We start from the raw sequence: 15,933 nt of genomic DNA, 5'->3' as shown, positions 1-15,933 counted from the left end.
TTGCGGAATCTCAGTCGGTCGAAGCGGCCTTCTGCAGCGCCCGCACCCGATCGGCAAGGCTGCGTCCGCCGCTCCCCGGCCGCGTATCCTCAGGCGCTGCAAGCGCCCGGGCGATCGGTGAATCCGGCCCGTCGAGCTTTGCCGTCAAGGCCACGACTTGCGCCGCCAGATCGTTCATCTCTTCGCGCAACGCCGCGCTGGCGCTGCCGGTATCGTCTCCGGCCTGTGATTTCGACGTTTCGACGGCAGCAAGATCTGTCTTCAGCCGCCTGTTCTCGCGTGCCAGCGACGTCAGCCTGGCCTCCAGCCGCTCGCGGTCGGCGTCGAGCTTGGCGGTTGTCTGTTCGACGTCGCCGTTGACGGCCACATTGACCTGACTGCCTGGCACGCCGGCAAGACCCACCGCAGGCGCCCTTTCAGCGCCTTTCGGCTTTTCGCGAAGGCGCACCAGTTCCTTCTCGCGGCGCTCCAGCCTGTCCTCGCGATCGGCCAGCGAGGCGAGCAGGCGTTCGACCTTCTTTTCCAGGTCGCCGGTTCTTTTCTTCTCGGCCTTCAGCGCGTCCCGCAAAACCTTGCTTTCGGCTGCCAATTCCTGGCTGCGCCTGTCCGCCTCCTTGCGCTGGCCGCGCAGCAGCGAAATGTCGCTCGCCAGCTTCTGCAGCTCGGATTCGCGCGCCACCAGCTCGATCTGCCTGCTGCTGGATGAAAAACTGGCGTCGTCATACATGTGCTCCAGTTTCCGCAGTTCGAGCCCGCGCTTTTCGAGGGCGCGCTCGGTCTCCGCAAGCCGTTCCGACAGCTGCTGCAGCTGCTCATCGCGCTTGCGAAGCTCCTCGCCCCTGGCTGTAAGATCGGCGACGACCCGGTTCTTGTCCTGTCGCTCGGCCGCCAATTCCTTCAGGGCTTCGCGGTCGCGGCCGATCTCGACCAGCTGTTCGGCGGCCTTCTCGCGCAATGATTTGGCGGTCATTTCAAGCCGGCGCACCGAAACGGCGAACTCGGCGCGAATGCGATCCTTGTCCGCCTGGATCTCGGCCAGCGTCAACGGCATCGAGCCCTCGACGCGCTTGCGCGTCAGCGCCACCGCCCGCCGCCACACGGCCGGAGCAATCATCAGCGCCAGAAAGCCCGCGCAGAGAAAGCCGAGGACAAAGAACAGGATCGACTGGACCAAGATGACTATCCGTTGTGCATGGCAACCGCCAAAGGTCGACTTTGCCATCTTCGCATGACGGAAATCCGGCGCCACGGCAAGAGTATGCCGCGGCAAAGCTCAGACCGTGGGATCACAGCTCCAATCGCAGTGGCGCCATCATGCAGGTCAGAACGGATTCCAGGTCGCGCGTTGGGTGAGCTTGAGGTAGCCGAGATTGACGCCGAGACGGGCGCCGACGCCGGTACGGATCGGCACGAGCAGCACATTGTTGTTCTTCAGCACGTTGAAACCGACGCCGGCGACGACATAGGCGGAGCCGGCGACGCCGCCAAAACGATTATAGAGGCTGCTCACATCGTCGAGATTGTAGACCAGCATCATGACGCGCGAGCCCTCGCCGCCGAAATCCCAGCCGAGCGACGGGCCTTGCCAGAACACTTTGTGGTCGCCGGCATTCTTGGTGTAGAGCGTGCCTTCGCCATAGGTCAGGCCACCGATCAGCGCCCCGGACCCCTCTTCGCCGAGCAGATAGCCGTTCGGCAGGCCATAGGTGGCGAAAATCTTCTCGACGACGGTGGCGAGCCCGCCCGATGTCGCGCCGAAGAATTTATGACCGGAATCGACGATCTCCTGCGCGGTGTATTCCTGCGCCCGCGCGGCCGATGCCGAAAAGGCGACAAGGCCGATGAGCGCGATCGTCATTGAGATGACACGGAAAAAAGTCCGGTCGTAGAATCGGGAAACCATGCTTCCAATCTCCGTCAGGGAGCACTTTCGCCGACGCCTCGCACCCGTACGGCTCTTTGGCGGCCGTTAAGGATGACTGTTAGGGGCAAACTATGCCGTAATCCTTTTTCAACCATTAAACTCCCACATGAAGATGGCGGTTCGAAGGCTGTTTTCACATCGCCCGCGCAGCACCCTGCTGCGTGAACACGCCATTTTCGACAATCATGATTTCGGATTTGTTGCTGCACGCACAAGCGCTGTGTATTCAGAATGCTTGGGAGAGAGCGTGATTCGTGTGGACAGGCGTGATCATGATCGCCCGGTCATTGTGTTGTGAAATTTGCAGGGATTTTTGCCGATGGCCGAGCTTTTCACCCTTTCCGCACCCGATCTGGCAGCGCTGCTGTGCAGCCGGGTCTGCCACGACATCATTTCGCCGGTCGGCGCCATAAACAACGGGCTTGAGCTGCTCGACGAAGGCGGCGCCGACGAAGACGCCATGAAGCTGATCCGCCAAAGCGCCAAAAACGCCTCCGCCCGCCTGCAATTCGCCCGCATCGCCTTCGGCGCCGCCGGTTCCGCCGGCATGCTGATCGACACCGGGGACGCCGAGGCCGTGGCCATCGCCTTCCTGAAGAACGAGAAGCCGGAACTGATCTGGAACGGAACCCGCGCACTGTTGCCCAAGAACAAGGTCAAGCTGCTGCTCAATCTCATCCTCGTCGCTAACGCCGCCATTCCGCGCGGCGGCAGGCTGGTGGTCACGCTGGAGAACCTCGAGACCGAGCCGCGCTTTGCGCTCGCGGCGAGCGGCCCGATGCTCCGCGTGCCGCCCAAATTCCTGGAATTGCATTCCGGCCACAGGCCGGAAGAGCCGATCGACGCGCATTCGGTGCAGCCCTATTACACGCTGCTCCTGGCCCGCGAAGCCAACATGACGATTTCGATCCATGCGACCGCCGACGAGATCGTCCTTTCTGCAGTCTGAAGTTCTGCTAAGAGCCGGAAAAGTATTTTCTCCAAATCATATTTGCGGCGTCGTCTTAACATCTGTGAGACCGGCTTGCAGATTAATTGCGTGAAGCATTGCGAAAGAAGATTTCGCTTAAAACACCTTCAGGAAAATTTTACCTAACGGCTTTTCGGCTTCTTTACCAGATCGGCCTATGTTCCCCGGCAGATGCCACGACGCTGTCGGTTTGCCGCATGGCAAAGAGGGTCCGGGAATGAAACGCTGCATGTTCGTCGACAATTCGAGCGTCATCAGGAAGGTTGCAAGGCGTATCCTGGGCGGTTCCGGCATGATGGTGATCGAAGCCGCCAGCGGCCATGAGGCGATCGAGATGTGCGCGGTCGACATGCCTGATATCATCGTCGTCGACGGCGCCTTGCCGGACATGCAGGCGCAGGACCTCATCCGCCGCGTGCGCGCCATGGAAAGCCCGGTAGCGCCGCAGGTTTTGATTTCGCTGGTCGAGGTCGACGTCGGGGCGATCATGCGGGCAAAGCGCGCCGGCGCCCAGGGCTACCTGCTGAAGCCGTTCAACCGGCCGCAACTGCTCGAGTGCTTCCGCGCCTTGAAGATTGCCGCCTGATCAGAGCCTGTTCAATCTCGATGAAATCGGGATGAGCTCTATCTCGTTGTTTTACCAGGTTCTTTTCCGAAAGCCGGCGCCCATTTTGGGATCATGCCCTTGCTTCAGGCGCTGACCCGGATATCTTCAGGCTCACGCAGCACATAGCCGCGGCCCCAGACGGTCTCGATGTAATTCTGCCCGCCAGACGCGGCGTCGAGCTTCTTGCGCAGCTTGCAGATGAAGACGTCGATGATCTTCAGCTCCGGCTCATCCATGCCGCCATAGAGATGGTTGAGGAACATTTCCTTGGTCAGCGTGGTGCCCTTGCGCAGCGAGAGCAGTTCCAGCATCTGATATTCCTTGCCGGTCAGATGGACGCGCTGGCCACCGACTTCAACGGTCTTGGCATCGAGATTGACCACCAGGTCGCCGGTGGTGATGACCGACTGGGCATGGCCCTTGGAACGCCGCACGATGGCATGGATGCGGGCGACCAGTTCGTCCTTGTGGAAGGGCTTGGTCATGTAATCGTCGGCGCCGAAGCCGAGGCCGCGCACCTTGTCCTCGATGCCGGCCATGCCGGAGAGGATGAGGATCGGCGTCTTCACCTTGGAAAGGCGGAGTGTTCTCAACACTTCGTAGCCCGACATGTCGGGGAGGTTGAGGTCGAGGAGAATGATGTCGTAATCATAAAGCTTGCCTAGATCGACACCCTCTTCGCCAAGGTCGGTCGTATAGACATTGAAACTTTCTGATTTCAGCATCAGCTCGATGCTTTGTGCGGTTGCACTGTCGTCTTCTATCAGCAGAACGCGCATTTCATTCCCCTTTTCTGCTGCCGGACCATTTCACGACCCGTCCAGGACCGGAGCAGTGATTGCCCTGAGCAGAGGCTGCCATCGAATGGTTAATAAAACCTAATTCCCCGTCCGTGACGGTATCAGATTTTTTAACCCCTTTCTACACCTTGTTGAATCCAATAACGAATCACAGACCCAAACCGTTAATGCGGCACATTAATAAGCCAGACTAAGTGACTCTTCGGACTCGTTGGCCAGGTTTCGCGACGAGAAGCAGAATTTTTACCCGCCCTTAAGTCCTGAGCCGTATGATTAACAATGCCCGTAAACGAATGGTTACCGCCGGCAAAAAACTTTAGGAGTTTGTTTCCCATAGTTCGGGGAAAGCCGGTGGAAACGGGGTCAGGCCTGGGCCTTGCCGGGTGAATTGGACGATATGTGCAGGTGTGCGTTTCCGGGAGTACCGAATCATGAAGTCACGTGAAAACCTCGTTCGGCTGAAGCAATTTCAGGTGAGCGAGAAGCGGCGGCAGCTGCTGCAGCTCGACATGATGATCGCCGAATTCGAGCGCATGGCCGTCGAGCTGGAACTTCAGATCGCCGCCGAAGAGAAGAAGGCCGGCATCACCGATATCAATCATTTTGCTTATCCGACCTTCGCCAAGGCGGCACGCCTGCGCCGCGACAACCTCAGGAATTCGCAAAGCGACCTCGCCCAGCAGCGAAATGTCGCCGAATCATTGCTGAGCGAGGCCGAAGCCGAGCTTTCCAAGGCCGAGATGCTGGAATCGCGGGACACCAAGACGCGCGACACGGAAGCCGGCAGCCGCAGCGCCATGATCGGCTAAAACAAGGCTTTAACGCGCGCCGCGCTTGAGCGCCATTGCTGCGCACCGAACGGTGCCGGCCTCAGGCACCCAGATATTCTTGGTGTTCCGCCGCCCGCGCGCGGGCATCCTTGATGTCGGGCACATGCTGCTCCGACCAGGCTCTGATCTGATCGAGCAGTCCTGCCAGGTTCTGGCCGAGTTCGGTCAGCTCGTATTCGACTCGCGGTGGAATGACCGGGAAGATTTCGCGCCGCACAAGGCCGTCGCGTTCGAGGATGCGCAGGGTCTGCGTCAGCATTTTCGGCGTGACGCCTTCGAGCTTGCGCGCCAGTTCGCCGTTGCGAAGCCGGCCGCGGCGCAGCGCACAGATCACAAGGTGGACCCATTTGCTGGCGAGCGTCTCGAGCACGGCGTGTGACGGGCACGACCGCCGAAAGGCGTCATAGCCGAAAGGGGAAACATCTTCACTATCCATGAGGTGCGTATATATCAAAAAGGTACATACTAGACAAGAGAATGTAACTATCCAAGTGATAGTGGCACATCAAAACCAGCAGGAGAGCCTTCCATGCGTGCCATTATCCAGAATTCCTTCGGCGGACCCGACGTCCTCGTCATTGCCGATCGCCCCGCGCCATCACCCGAGGCCGGCGAAGTGCTCGTCCGCATCGAGGCGTCCGGCATCAATCCGGTCGATGGTGCGGTGCGCGGCGGCCACTATCCGCTGCTTGGCGAGCCGCCTTTTGTCCTTGGCTGGGACGTTTCGGGAGTTGTCGAGGCGCTGGGCTCCGGCGTCTCCGGCCTCAAGGTCGGCGATGCCGTGTTCGGCATGACGCGCTTTCCCAAACAGGCGGCAGCCTACGCCGAACTCGCCGCTGTCCCGGCTGATGAGCTTGCGCCGAAACCTGAAGGCATAGATCACGCGCAAGCCGCCGCGCTGCCGCTGGCCGGCCTGACGGCCTGGCAAGGCCTTGTCCGCCATGGCCGGCTCGATTCTGGCAAGCGCGTGCTGATCCACGCCGGAGCCGGCGGCGTCGGCCATCTGGCGGTGCAGATCGCCAAGGCGCACGGCGCTTACGTCGTCGCGACCGCCAGCCCGGAAAAGCTCGATTTCGTCCGCTCGCTCGGCGCCGACGAGGTGATCGACTACACAAGGGATGATTTCACCGGGAAGGCCCGCGACATCGATCTGGTTCTGGACCCGTTCGGCGGCGTGCATGCGGAGCAATCACTGAAAGTGCTCACGGCCGGCGGCGTTCTGGTGTCGCTGCTCGATGTCAGCGATGCCACCAAGGCAAAGGCCAGGACGCGAGGCATCCGCGTCGAGCGCATGTCCGTAGTGCCCGACCGTGCCGCTCTGGTGGAGCTCGGCAAATTGATCGACGCGAAAAAGCTGGCCGTCCACGTGGCAAAGGCGTTTCCGCTCGAACAGGCCGGTGCCGCCCATGCCTTTCTCGCCACCAGGCCGATCGGCAAGGTGGTGCTGACGGTCTGAAATTGCAGATCGTCGCCCCTCGCAAACGTAAGGGCGCTGATCAGCGCCCTTATCGGCCTAATGCCGGTATTGCTGGATGCGCGTGGTGCGCAGGCCGGCAAGGCCGTATTCGTCGATCGACGCTTGCCAGGACAGGAATTCCTCGGTGGTGAGCTTGTAGCGCTGGCATGCCTCTTCGAGGCTCAAAAGCCCGCCACGCACCGCCGCCACCACTTCCGCCTTGCGCCGGATAACCCAGCGACGTGTGTTTGTCGGCGGCAGATCGGCGATGGTAAGTGGGCTGCCGTCTGGCCCGATAACATATTTGACTCGCGGTCTAATTAGATCGGTCATCGTACTCTCTACAAAAAACTCAAAGACCCAATCCCCACCACATTACCGCCACAGCTTTAAAATTTGCCTAAGCAGACCCTAATGGTTAGGTAAGGATCATGAACGCGGCGTTAGCCTTTTCATCGGCATTTGAAACATCTGCCGGCAAGCGCATTGAACCCGGCAGGAAAATGAGCCGGCCCGGCAAAGCTGGCGCAGCCGAGACGCTTGACCTATATTCCGGCCATTGGCATTGAAGCGCCGCGCAGAACGAAAGAACCATGAACAGCCTCGATCTTCCCGGATGCCCCGAAAACACCCGCGTCGTCGTCGCCATGTCGGGCGGTGTCGATTCGTCGGTCGTTGCCGGCCTCCTGAAGCGCGAGGGCTACGACGTCGTCGGCGTCACGCTGCAGCTTTATGACCACGGCGCGGCAACGCACCGGGCCGGCTCATGCTGCGCCGGCCAGGACATCGACGATGCCCGCCGCGTCTCCGAGACGCTCGGCATCCCGCATTACGTCCTCGATTACGAGGAGCGCTTCCGCAAGGCGGTGATCGACCCGTTCGCCGAGAGCTATGTCGCCGGCGAAACTCCGATCCCTTGCGTTTCCTGCAATCAGACGGTGAAATTCGCCGACCTTCTTGCGACCGCCAAGGAACTCGGCGCCGACGCGCTGGCGACCGGCCACTACATCCGTTCCGGCGCCAATGGCGCCCACCGCGCGCTTTACCGGCCGGTCGACGCCGACCGCGACCAGAGCTACTTCCTGTTCGCCACAACCCAGGCGCAGATCGACTATCTGCGTTTTCCGCTCGGCGGCCTGTCGAAGCCTGAGGTTCGCGCCATCGCCGAGGAGATGGGACTGACGGTTGCGGCCAAGCAGGACAGCCAGGACATCTGCTTCGTGCCGCAGGGCAAGTATTCCGACATCATCGCCAAGCTGAAGCCGGCTGCCGCCAATCCGGGCGACATCGTCCATATAGACGGGCGCGTGCTTGGCCGCCACGAGGGCATTTTGCGCTACACCGTCGGTCAGCGCCGCGGCATCGGCATCGCCTCGGGCGAGCCGCTCTACGTCGTTCATCTCGACGCCGACCGGGCCCGCGTCGTCGTCGGCCCGCGCGAGGCGCTGGAGACCCACAAGATCTTCTTGCGCAACATGAACTGGCTGGGCGATGGCCCGCTGACCGCTATCCCGGCGGCCGGGCTTGAGCTTTTCGCCAAGGTGCGCTCGACGCGGCCGCCGCGCCCGGCCGTGCTGCATCACCGCGCCGGTGTCACTTCGGTGGAACTGGTCGACGGCGAATCCGGCATCGCGCCCGGTCAGGCTTGCGTGCTCTATTCCGACGATGGCAACGAGGCGCGCGTGTTCGGCGGCGGCTTCATCGAGCGCTCCGAGCGCGGCGCCGAGGCCGAGGCGATGCTGACGCGGCTTGCCGTCCAGCCGGCGCGGGTTCCCGCCGAATAGACGGCGTTTTCTCTCAGGGCCTTGTATGGGCGACGGTGCCGGCGGTCAGGATGCGCAGCACGCGGATGGCCTCCTCGCCGCTGGTGCGCGGTTCGGCCCGCGTCTCGATGCAGTGGATGAAATGCTCCAGCTCGCGCGTCAGCGGCATGCCCTCACCGACCGCGACATAGGACGGCTCGTTGGCGGTGAACGCCCATTGGCCGCTGTCCTGCCACACCGCGTGGCGATAGACGGCAAGCTTGCGCTCCCACGGCTCGACATCGTCGAACACCGCCATCGCCTTGGTGCCGACAACGGTCAGCCGCCGTTCGCGGTAAGGGTTGAGCCGCGAGGCGAACAGATGGCCGCGCAGGCCGTTGGGAAAGCGCATGTGCAGATGCGCAAAGTCGCTGAGATTGTCGAGAAGAGCAGCGCCTTCGCCGCGCACTTCGACCGGTTCGGTGCCGGTGATGGCCAGGATCATCGACAGATCGTGCGGCGCCAGATCCCATAGCGCGTCGTTTTCGGTGTGGAACTTGCCGAGGCCGAGCCGATGCGAATGGATGTAGCGGACTTCGCCGAGTTCGCCATTGTCGATCAGCGCCTTCAGCGTCTCGAAGGCGGGATGAAAGCGCAGCACGTGGCCGACCATGAAGACACGGCCATTATCGGCGGCCGCCTGCACCGAGCGTTCGGCATCGGCCACCGTCAGCGCGATCGGCTTCTCCACCAGCACGTCCTTGCCGCCGAGCACGGCGCGCACCGCCATGTCGGCATGGAACTGCGGCGGCAGCGCCATGACAATGGCGTCGACATCGTCGCGGGCAAACAGCGCCTCCGGCTCTATCGCCAGGCAATCCTGCTCGCTGGCAAAACCCTCCGCACGCGCGGGGTTGACGTCCGAAACCGCATGCAGCGCGCCGAGCGCCTTTAGGGTGCGGATGTGGTTGCTGCCCCAGTATCCGCAACCGAGGACTGCAATGCGCGGTTTCATCAATTCATGACCATGGCTTTCGTGGCCGAGACATAGCGACGTGCCTCGCTGAACTCAACCCCGGCCTGTGCGCCCAAATGTCTGCCCGGCAAAGCTTTAGGCGCCAGCAATATGCCGGCGCGGCAGCCACTTCGATGCTTGACAGGCTTGGCCTCGCAACCTTATATCCGCGCGACCTTGGCGAACGCGCCGATATGCCTGCCGATTTAAGCTGGATTTCGGGCCTTCGCCGCCTTGGCGGGGTAGCTCAGTTGGTTAGAGCACGGGAATCATAATCCTGGGGTCGGGGGTTCAAGTCCCTCTCCCGCTACCAAATTCCAAGAAAAATCAGATACATAGAGATGTACGGTGCCAGTCGTCTCATGTAGCGGGTCGCGCGATTTTGCAATTTTGACACCCGGTTTTGCACCATCATCACCAAGCTGTCGGAAGCCAGAATCCGGACAACGCATGTCATTGGCCTGGTGACTGACATGGGCATTGAACTCGGCAAGCTGCTTTATTGGAACATCTCAGGCAATGACTCGGACGAACTGTTCGTGAAGGCAGATCGAAGAAAGCTGAGGCTGCTTGCGTCGCTTGTGGCATTGTTCTTTCTCGGCGGCGTCATCGGCGCTGTGGGTTTCAAGCATGTCGGCTTCGCGGCGACGTTGTTTCTCGCGGCCATTCTCCTTGTGCTGGCCTCCATGCCAGTCCTGGAGGACGTCTCCGTTCGCATGAGGCGGCTTTGGCAATAGCGCTGCAGAGCTTTGCTGCATGCCAGATTTGGCAGCACATTCGCGAAGGCGCTGTTCCTGGATTTCGGCAGCTATCTGTTTTGGCCGATCCTGAAGCACGAACACGATGAAACCGGCCCAACGGCAAGAGCAAGCGAACTCCGCCATACCCACTCATAACGTAGAGTGAGGTCGAAGAGATAGCCGCCCAGGAACGCGCCCGCGGCGGCTCCAATCGAGTGGCCGGCCGAGATAAGGCCCATTGCCAGCCCATCACGCGCAATCCGAGATGGCTGGCGACAAGACTGGCCGTGACGGGAATGGCCGCATGGCTTTGGTTCGAGGCGCAGGGCGTATCGCCCGGTTTTCTACAGCCTCAAGACAGATGCGTCACGCATCATTAATTGAATGCGCCGCATTTTAATATATGCTGCAAGACGTAGAGATAATATCTCAAAGCTGATCAAAAAGGGGGATGCGACCGTGATAACTGCTCCACAGTTGCGTGCCGCGAGGGCGCTCCTTGGCATCGACCAGCGCAGGCTTGCCGAATTGTCCGGTCTTTCCGTGCCGACAATTCAACGCATGGAAGCCAGCGAGTCGATTATTCGGGGTAACGTCGATTCTCTCATGAAGCTGATCGGGGCACTTGACCTCGCCGGCGTGGAATTGATCGCTGAAGGCGCCTCCAGCCAAATCGGCGGGCGCGGCGTGCGACTGAAAGCGGATTTTGACCCCGCCAAAATCCTTGGCGGGGTCGATACGGATGCCAAACTCCCCGTGAGGAGCGTGGCGTGATTTCGGGGGCCGCGGTCCTCCTGTGGGGCGTTGCTGCGCTCCTGGGGACTGCGGTGCTTGCGATTGCGGAAAGCCGCAGATCGGACTCGGGAACACGCCTGATCTACGGCTTGACGCTAGGTATATCGGCGGCCGTGCTCATGGTTCTCGCGAGCCGCATCGCCGACAATCCCGTCACCCCGTCGACTGTGGTGTTGCCTCTTGGATTGCCATGGATTGGCGCTCATTTCCGTTTGGATGCGCTCTCGACTTTCTTCCTCATCGTCGTCAACTTCGGCGGCTCCATGGCCAGCCTTTATGGCCTCGGCTACGGCAGGCATGAGTCTGCGCCGCATCGGGTGCTGCCGTTCTTCCCGGCTTTCCTAGCCGGAATGAACCTTGTCGTGGTGGCCGACGACGCCTTCACTTTCCTGCTTTCTTGGGAATTCATGTCGCTCGCCTCCTGGGCGCTCGTCATGGCGCACCATCGCGAGCAGGACAATGCGCGGGCGGGCTACATCTATCTCGTGATGGCAAGCTTCGGCACACTCGCGCTGCTGCTTGCGTTCGGCCTGCTCGCCGGATCCGATGGAACCTACACATTCGACGCGATGCGAGCCGCCGACCCCACCCCGTTCGCCGCTGCTTTCGTCCTGGTTCTCATGCTGCTGGGCGCCGGCTCCAAGGCTGGACTCGTCCCGCTGCACGTTTGGCTGCCACTCGCTCATCCGGCCGCGCCAAGCCACGTCTCGGCTCTCATGAGCGGCGTGATGACCAAGGTCGCAGTCTATGGCTTCATACGCGTTATTTTCGATCTGCTCGGTGAGCCGGCATGGTGGTCGGGCGTTGCCGTGCTTTTCCTTGGCGGCCTGACGGCGGTTCTGGGCATCCTCTACGCGCTGATGGAAAAGGACCTGAAGCGACTGCTTGCCTATAGCACCATTGAAAACATCGGCGTCATCTTCGTAAGCCTTGGTCTCGCGCTCGCTTTCAAGGCGAACGCCATGCCGTCGGCTGCAGCGCTGGCGCTCACCGCCGCGCTGTTCCACGTCCTCAACCATTCCTTTTTCAAGAGCCTGCTGTTTTTCGGCGCGGGCGCCGTGCTGACGGCAACCGGAGAGCGGGATATGGAGAAGCTGGGCGGTCTCATCCACCGCATGCCCTTTACAAGTTTTGCCTTTCTCGTCGGTTGCGTCGCGATCTCGGCACTTCCACCCTTCAACGGCTTCGTCTCCGAATGGCTGGCCTTTCAGGCCATATTGCAGAGCCCCGATCTGCCACAATGGGGACTGAAGGTCATGGTGCCCGCCGTTGGCGGTCTGCTGGCGCTGTCAGCGGCACTGGCCGCGGCCTGCTTTGTAAAGGCGTTCGGGATTACATTCCTCGGCCGGCCACGCTCGGCCGCGGTGGAACTGGCGCATGAGGTCGACCGCTACTCGCTGGCGGCAATGTTCATTCTCGCTGCCCTTTGTCTCCTGGCCGGCATTCTGCCCGGTCTTGTGATAGACGGCCTCTCATCGGTGACACTGCCACTGATCGGCAGTCGGATGCCTGTGCAGATGGCCCAGCCCTGGCTGTCTATCGTGCCGATTGCAGCGAGCCGCAGTTCCTACAACGGCCTGTTGGTGTTCCTGTTCATCGCCTTTTCCGCATCCGCTGCGGCATATGTGATCCATCGCTTTGCATCACATGCACTCCGTCGGGGTCCCGCCTGGGGTTGTGGCTTCCCGGATGTGGTCCCGAGCTCGCAGTACACGGCCGTCAGTTTCGCGCAGCCTATCCGCCGCGTCTTCGGCACGTTCGTATTCCGTGCAAGGGAAACCGTCGAAATGCCGGCACCTGGCGAGACCGGTCCGGCTCGTCTGAATGTCGAAATGCATGATGTGATCTGGGAGACGCTGTACCTGCCTATCGGCCGGGCCCTCGACTTTGCGACCGACCACCTCAACCATCTGCAGTTCCTGACGATCAGGCGCTACCTGACGCTCGTCTTTCTCTTTCTCATTGTCCTGCTCCTGGTGCTCGCACTATGGCCGTGATTCTCGAGTTGGCCGTTCAAGGCGCGCAGATGGCGCTGGTGCTTTTGCTGGCGCCGCTCCTGACCGGATTCGTCCGCAAGGTGAAGGCACGGCTCTTGCGCCGCCAGGGTCCTTCCCTGATCCAACCTTACCGCGATCTCTTGCGGCTGATGCGCAAGGAAGTCGTTCTGGCGGACAACGCATCCTGGCTGTTTCGCGTGACGCCCTATCTGATCTTTGCCACCACCTGGGTCGGCGCGGCGCTCATCCCGACATTCGCCGCCGGCCTCACATTCAGTTGGACCGCCGATCTCATAGCCATTGTCGCACTGCTGGGAAGCGCCCGGTTCTTCCTGGCGCTGGCAGGCATGGACGTCGGCACGAGCTTCGGCGGCATCGGCTCGAGCCGCGAGGTGATGATCGCTTCGCTGGCCGAACCCGCCATGCTGCTCATCGTGTTCAGCCTGGCGCTCGTCGCGGGTGCTACGCAACTCTCAACGGTCGCCGCCTTCATGGGGTCACCGGAGGTTGGCTTGCGGGTGTCGCTCGGGATGTCGCTCATCGCCCTCGTGATGGTGGCGATCGCCGAAAACGCCCGCATACCCGTGGACAACCCATCGACCCATCTGGAACTCGCCATGGTTCATGAGGCGATGGTGCTGGAATATTCCGGTCGCCATCTGGCGATGATCGAGTTTGCCGCCTTCCTCAAGCTTCTGCTCTATGTGTCGCTGATTTCCTGCGTCTTCCTACCTTGGGGACTGGCGAGGGCCGGGGCAGGCCTGGAATCCCTTGCTCCGGGTGTCGTCGCCTATGTCGGCAAGCTTGCCGTCTGTGGCGTTCTCCTCGCCGTGTTTGAGACTGCCATCGCCAAGATGCGCGTCTTCCGCGTCCCGGATTTCCTCGGGGCAGCGCTGATGCTGGCCCTGCTCGGCACGCTCCTGCTGTTCGTCTCGCGGAGCCTCTGATGAACGGCCTCACCTTCGACATCGCTCACCTGCTCGCCGGCGGCCTGGTGCTGGTCAGTTTCATGATGCTGTATCAGGATCGCCTCTTTGCTCTGATCAACGTTTTTGCGCTTCATGCAATCGTGCTGGCCCTGTCCGTAGCTTGGCAGGCATACATTCAGGACGCGCATCATCTCTACGTCACGGCGGCGATCGCCCTCGTCTTCAAGGCGATCGTCATTCCTGTAGGGCTTCATCGCATCATTCAGCGGCTCGGCATCCATCGTGACGTCGAGACCGCCGTCGGCATCGGTACGACGATGCTTGCGGGGATAGGCCTGGTGACCCTGTCCATGGTCCTGATGCTGCGCGTCACTCCCGAGGCTGATCCCCTCGCCCGCGAGGACCTGGCTTTCGCGCTGTCCATCATTTTGCTGGGGCTGCTGGTGATGGTCACCCGCCGCAACGCCGTCAGCCAAGTTGTCGGATTCATGTCGCTCGAGAACGGTCTGGTCCTCGCCGCCACGGGGGCCAAGGGCATGCCTCTGGTCGTCGAGATCAGTGTCGCCTTCTCGATCCTTATCGCCTTCATCGTCATCGGAGTCTTCCTGTTCCGCATCCGCGAGAGGTTCGATTCGGTGGATGTCGGCGCGCTCGACGACTACAGGGGAGAACACCGTTGACCGCGTTTTCCCTCGATGCGGTGGCCGCCATTTTGCTGATACCGGTCTTCGCGGCCGCACTTCTGGCGGCGCTGCCGAAATACCGGATATCGGCGGGCGTCAATGTCGCTGCGAGCTTGCTGACCTTGCTCGCCGCACTGTCGCTTCTTGTCACCGACCGCCCGCAGCCTGGGCAGTATCTGCTCGTCGACGATCTCAACATCGTCTTCATCGTGCTCAACACATTCGTCGGCTTCACCACCAGCGTCTTCAGCGCTTCCTACATTGCCCACGAACTGGAGAGCGGGCGGCTGACAGTCCCGAACTTGCGGTTTTATCACGCAATGTACCAGGTCATGATGTTCGGCATGAACCTGGCGTTCGTGTCGAACAATATTGGCTTGATGTGGGTGGCGGTGGAGCTTGCCACGCTGACCACCGTGCTCATGGTCGGCATCTACCGCACGCACGAAGCGCTGGAGGCAGCCTGGAAATATTTCATTCTGGGCAGCGTCGGCATCGCGCTCGCACTGTTCGGCACCATCCTCGTCTACATGGCTGCACAGCCGGTTGTTGGCGAGGGGACGAATGCGATGGTCTGGACGGTGCTCATCGCTCACGCCGCGCGCTTCGATCCGGCTCTGCTCAATGTCGCCTTCATCTTTCTGCTGCTCGGCTACGGGACGAAGGTCGGCCTTGCGCCCTTACATGCCTGGCTGCCAGACGCGCATGCTGAGGGTCCAACGCCGATTTCCGCAGTGCTGTCGGGCTTGCTGTTAAACGTCGCACTCTATGCCGTGCTGCGCTTCAAGCTGTTGCTCGCGGCAAGCCCGGAAGCGATCGCACCTGGGCCATTGATGATCACGATGGGACTGACGTCGCTTGTCTTCGCGGCCTTCATGCTCTACCGCCGCCGCGACATCAAACGCCTGTTCGCGTACTCCTCGATCGAGCACATGGGCATCATCGTGTTCGCCTTCGGCATAGGAGGCCCGCTCGCCAATTTTGCCGGGCTGCTGCACATGGTCATGCACAGCCTGACCAAGTCGGCGATCTTTTTCACGGTCGGCCACATTGCCCAGGTCAAGGGGACACAGAACATCGCCGAAATCCGGGGACTGACGGAAACACATCCTGCCCTTGGCTGGGCGCTCGTCATCGGCGTCGTTGCCATTGCCGGCCTCCCTCCGCTCGGTATCTTTATGAGCGAATTCCTGGTCGTGAGTTCGACATTTGCAAGACACCCTCTTTTGGCGATGCCGTTGGTTTTCGGGATTCTGCTCGCTTTCGGCGCCCTGCTGCTTCGACTGACCGGCGTCGCTTTCGGCGAACCGCGCGGCAGCACTGCACCCGCCGAGGCGTCCTACATTCCGATGTATTCCCACTTGGCGTTGGTGTTTGCCGCCGGCATCTATCTGCCGCCACCGCTGGTCACATGGTTCCAGCACCTCGCAAGTATCCTGGGGTGA

Annotated in this window: 16 protein-coding genes, 1 tRNA gene and 1 pseudogene; 12 read left to right on the top strand and 6 right to left on the bottom strand. The window is 61.3% G+C overall.

Annotated elements, in window-relative coordinates; translation table 11 throughout:
* Nucleotides 1–10: 10 nt before the first annotated feature.
* Together NKI47_RS00555 and NKI47_RS00550 are read right to left on the bottom strand one after the other, a co-directional pair.
* A complete protein-coding gene (locus NKI47_RS00555) occupies nucleotides 11–1,174 on the bottom strand; it encodes a coiled-coil domain-containing protein (protein ID WP_352586707.1) in 1,164 nt (387 codons plus the stop codon).
* 147 nt (nucleotides 1,175–1,321) lie between these two features.
* The gene (locus tag NKI47_RS00550) at nucleotides 1,322–1,903 is read right to left on the bottom strand and encodes a DUF1134 domain-containing protein (protein WP_023679557.1); all 582 of its coding nucleotides are present in this window, start codon (nucleotides 1,901–1,903) and stop codon (nucleotides 1,322–1,324) included.
* A 340-nt stretch (nucleotides 1,904–2,243) separates the two neighbouring features.
* Between NKI47_RS00550 and chpT the strand changes: the two genes are divergently transcribed.
* The gene (chpT, locus tag NKI47_RS00545; protein ID WP_023679558.1) at nucleotides 2,244–2,873 is read left to right on the top strand and encodes a histidine phosphotransferase ChpT; all 630 of its coding nucleotides are present in this window, start codon (nucleotides 2,244–2,246) and stop codon (nucleotides 2,871–2,873) included.
* A 238-nt stretch (nucleotides 2,874–3,111) separates the two neighbouring features.
* Nucleotides 3,112–3,480 (top strand): response regulator, encoded by a 369-nt coding sequence (locus NKI47_RS00540; RefSeq protein ID WP_352586705.1) that lies wholly within the window; start codon nucleotides 3,112–3,114, stop codon nucleotides 3,478–3,480.
* Between the two features lie 104 nt (nucleotides 3,481–3,584).
* Here NKI47_RS00540 and ctrA read toward each other — a convergent pair whose 3' ends face one another.
* Nucleotides 3,585–4,280: a response regulator transcription factor CtrA gene (gene ctrA, locus NKI47_RS00535; protein ID WP_006203583.1), complete on the bottom strand. Its 696-nt coding sequence runs from the start codon at nucleotides 4,278–4,280 to the stop codon at nucleotides 3,585–3,587.
* A 452-nt stretch (nucleotides 4,281–4,732) separates the two neighbouring features.
* Here ctrA and NKI47_RS00530 point away from each other — a divergent pair, with 452 nt between their 5' ends.
* Nucleotides 4,733–5,110, top strand: coding sequence for a flagellar export protein FliJ (locus tag NKI47_RS00530; protein WP_023679560.1), 378 nt, complete (start codon nucleotides 4,733–4,735; stop codon nucleotides 5,108–5,110).
* Between the two features lie 61 nt (nucleotides 5,111–5,171).
* On the opposite strand, the gene NKI47_RS00525 is transcribed toward NKI47_RS00530, so the two are convergent.
* A complete protein-coding gene (locus NKI47_RS00525; RefSeq protein WP_023679561.1) occupies nucleotides 5,172–5,567 on the bottom strand; it encodes a winged helix-turn-helix transcriptional regulator in 396 nt (131 codons plus the stop codon).
* Between the two features lie 93 nt (nucleotides 5,568–5,660).
* On the opposite strand from NKI47_RS00525, the gene NKI47_RS00520 reads away from it, so the two are divergent.
* Nucleotides 5,661–6,587, top strand: a complete 927-nt coding sequence (locus NKI47_RS00520) for an NADP-dependent oxidoreductase (protein WP_352586703.1) — start codon at nucleotides 5,661–5,663, stop codon at nucleotides 6,585–6,587.
* Nucleotides 6,588–6,644: 57 nt separating this feature from the next.
* Here the strand turns inward: NKI47_RS00520 and sciP are convergent, their stop codons facing one another.
* Nucleotides 6,645–6,920 carry a CtrA inhibitor SciP gene (sciP, locus tag NKI47_RS00515; protein ID WP_023679563.1) on the bottom strand — a complete coding sequence of 92 codons (276 nt, stop codon included), beginning with the start codon at nucleotides 6,918–6,920 and terminating at the stop codon, nucleotides 6,645–6,647.
* Nucleotides 6,921–7,180: 260 nt separating this feature from the next.
* Between sciP and mnmA the strand changes: the two genes are divergently transcribed.
* Nucleotides 7,181–8,371, top strand: a complete 1,191-nt coding sequence (mnmA, locus tag NKI47_RS00510) for a tRNA 2-thiouridine(34) synthase MnmA (protein ID WP_352586701.1) — start codon at nucleotides 7,181–7,183, stop codon at nucleotides 8,369–8,371.
* Between the two features lie 13 nt (nucleotides 8,372–8,384).
* Here the strand turns inward: mnmA and NKI47_RS00505 are convergent, their stop codons facing one another.
* Nucleotides 8,385–9,344: a Gfo/Idh/MocA family protein gene (locus tag NKI47_RS00505; protein ID WP_352466761.1), complete on the bottom strand. Its 960-nt coding sequence runs from the start codon at nucleotides 9,342–9,344 to the stop codon at nucleotides 8,385–8,387.
* 236 nt (nucleotides 9,345–9,580) lie between these two features.
* On the opposite strand from NKI47_RS00505, the gene NKI47_RS00500 reads away from it, so the two are divergent.
* The 7 genes and pseudogenes from NKI47_RS00500 (at nucleotide 9,581) to NKI47_RS00470 (ending at nucleotide 15,933) form a co-directional block, all read left to right on the top strand.
* Nucleotides 9,581–9,657, top strand: a tRNA-Met gene (locus NKI47_RS00500).
* 97 nt (nucleotides 9,658–9,754) lie between these two features.
* Nucleotides 9,755–10,069, top strand: a pseudogene (locus NKI47_RS00495) (YoaK family protein); the annotation flags it as partial.
* Between the two features lie 474 nt (nucleotides 10,070–10,543).
* Nucleotides 10,544–10,858: a helix-turn-helix domain-containing protein gene (locus NKI47_RS00490; protein WP_023675522.1), complete on the top strand. Its 315-nt coding sequence runs from the start codon at nucleotides 10,544–10,546 to the stop codon at nucleotides 10,856–10,858.
* Nucleotides 10,855–12,876 carry a hydrogenase 4 subunit B gene (gene hyfB, locus NKI47_RS00485; RefSeq protein ID WP_502898013.1) on the top strand — a complete coding sequence of 674 codons (2,022 nt, stop codon included), beginning with the start codon at nucleotides 10,855–10,857 and terminating at the stop codon, nucleotides 12,874–12,876. The genes NKI47_RS00490 and hyfB overlap by 4 nt, the downstream gene beginning before the upstream one ends.
* Nucleotides 12,867–13,823, top strand: a complete 957-nt coding sequence (locus tag NKI47_RS00480; RefSeq protein ID WP_352586699.1) for a respiratory chain complex I subunit 1 family protein — start codon at nucleotides 12,867–12,869, stop codon at nucleotides 13,821–13,823. The genes hyfB and NKI47_RS00480 overlap by 10 nt, the downstream gene beginning before the upstream one ends.
* The gene (locus NKI47_RS00475) at nucleotides 13,823–14,485 is read left to right on the top strand and encodes a hydrogenase-4 component E (protein ID WP_023675519.1); all 663 of its coding nucleotides are present in this window, start codon (nucleotides 13,823–13,825) and stop codon (nucleotides 14,483–14,485) included. Before NKI47_RS00480 ends, NKI47_RS00475 begins: the two co-directional genes overlap by 1 nt.
* The gene (locus tag NKI47_RS00470; protein ID WP_352586697.1) at nucleotides 14,482–15,933 is read left to right on the top strand and encodes a hydrogenase 4 subunit F; all 1,452 of its coding nucleotides are present in this window, start codon (nucleotides 14,482–14,484) and stop codon (nucleotides 15,931–15,933) included. Before NKI47_RS00475 ends, NKI47_RS00470 begins: the two co-directional genes overlap by 4 nt.

The organism is Mesorhizobium sp. M0633 (genome assembly GCF_040320645.1).
Classification (GTDB): Bacteria; Pseudomonadota; Alphaproteobacteria; order Rhizobiales; family Rhizobiaceae; genus Mesorhizobium.
Note: the sequence above shows the minus strand (reverse complement) of the source record. Positions and strands in the feature narration are given on the sequence as shown.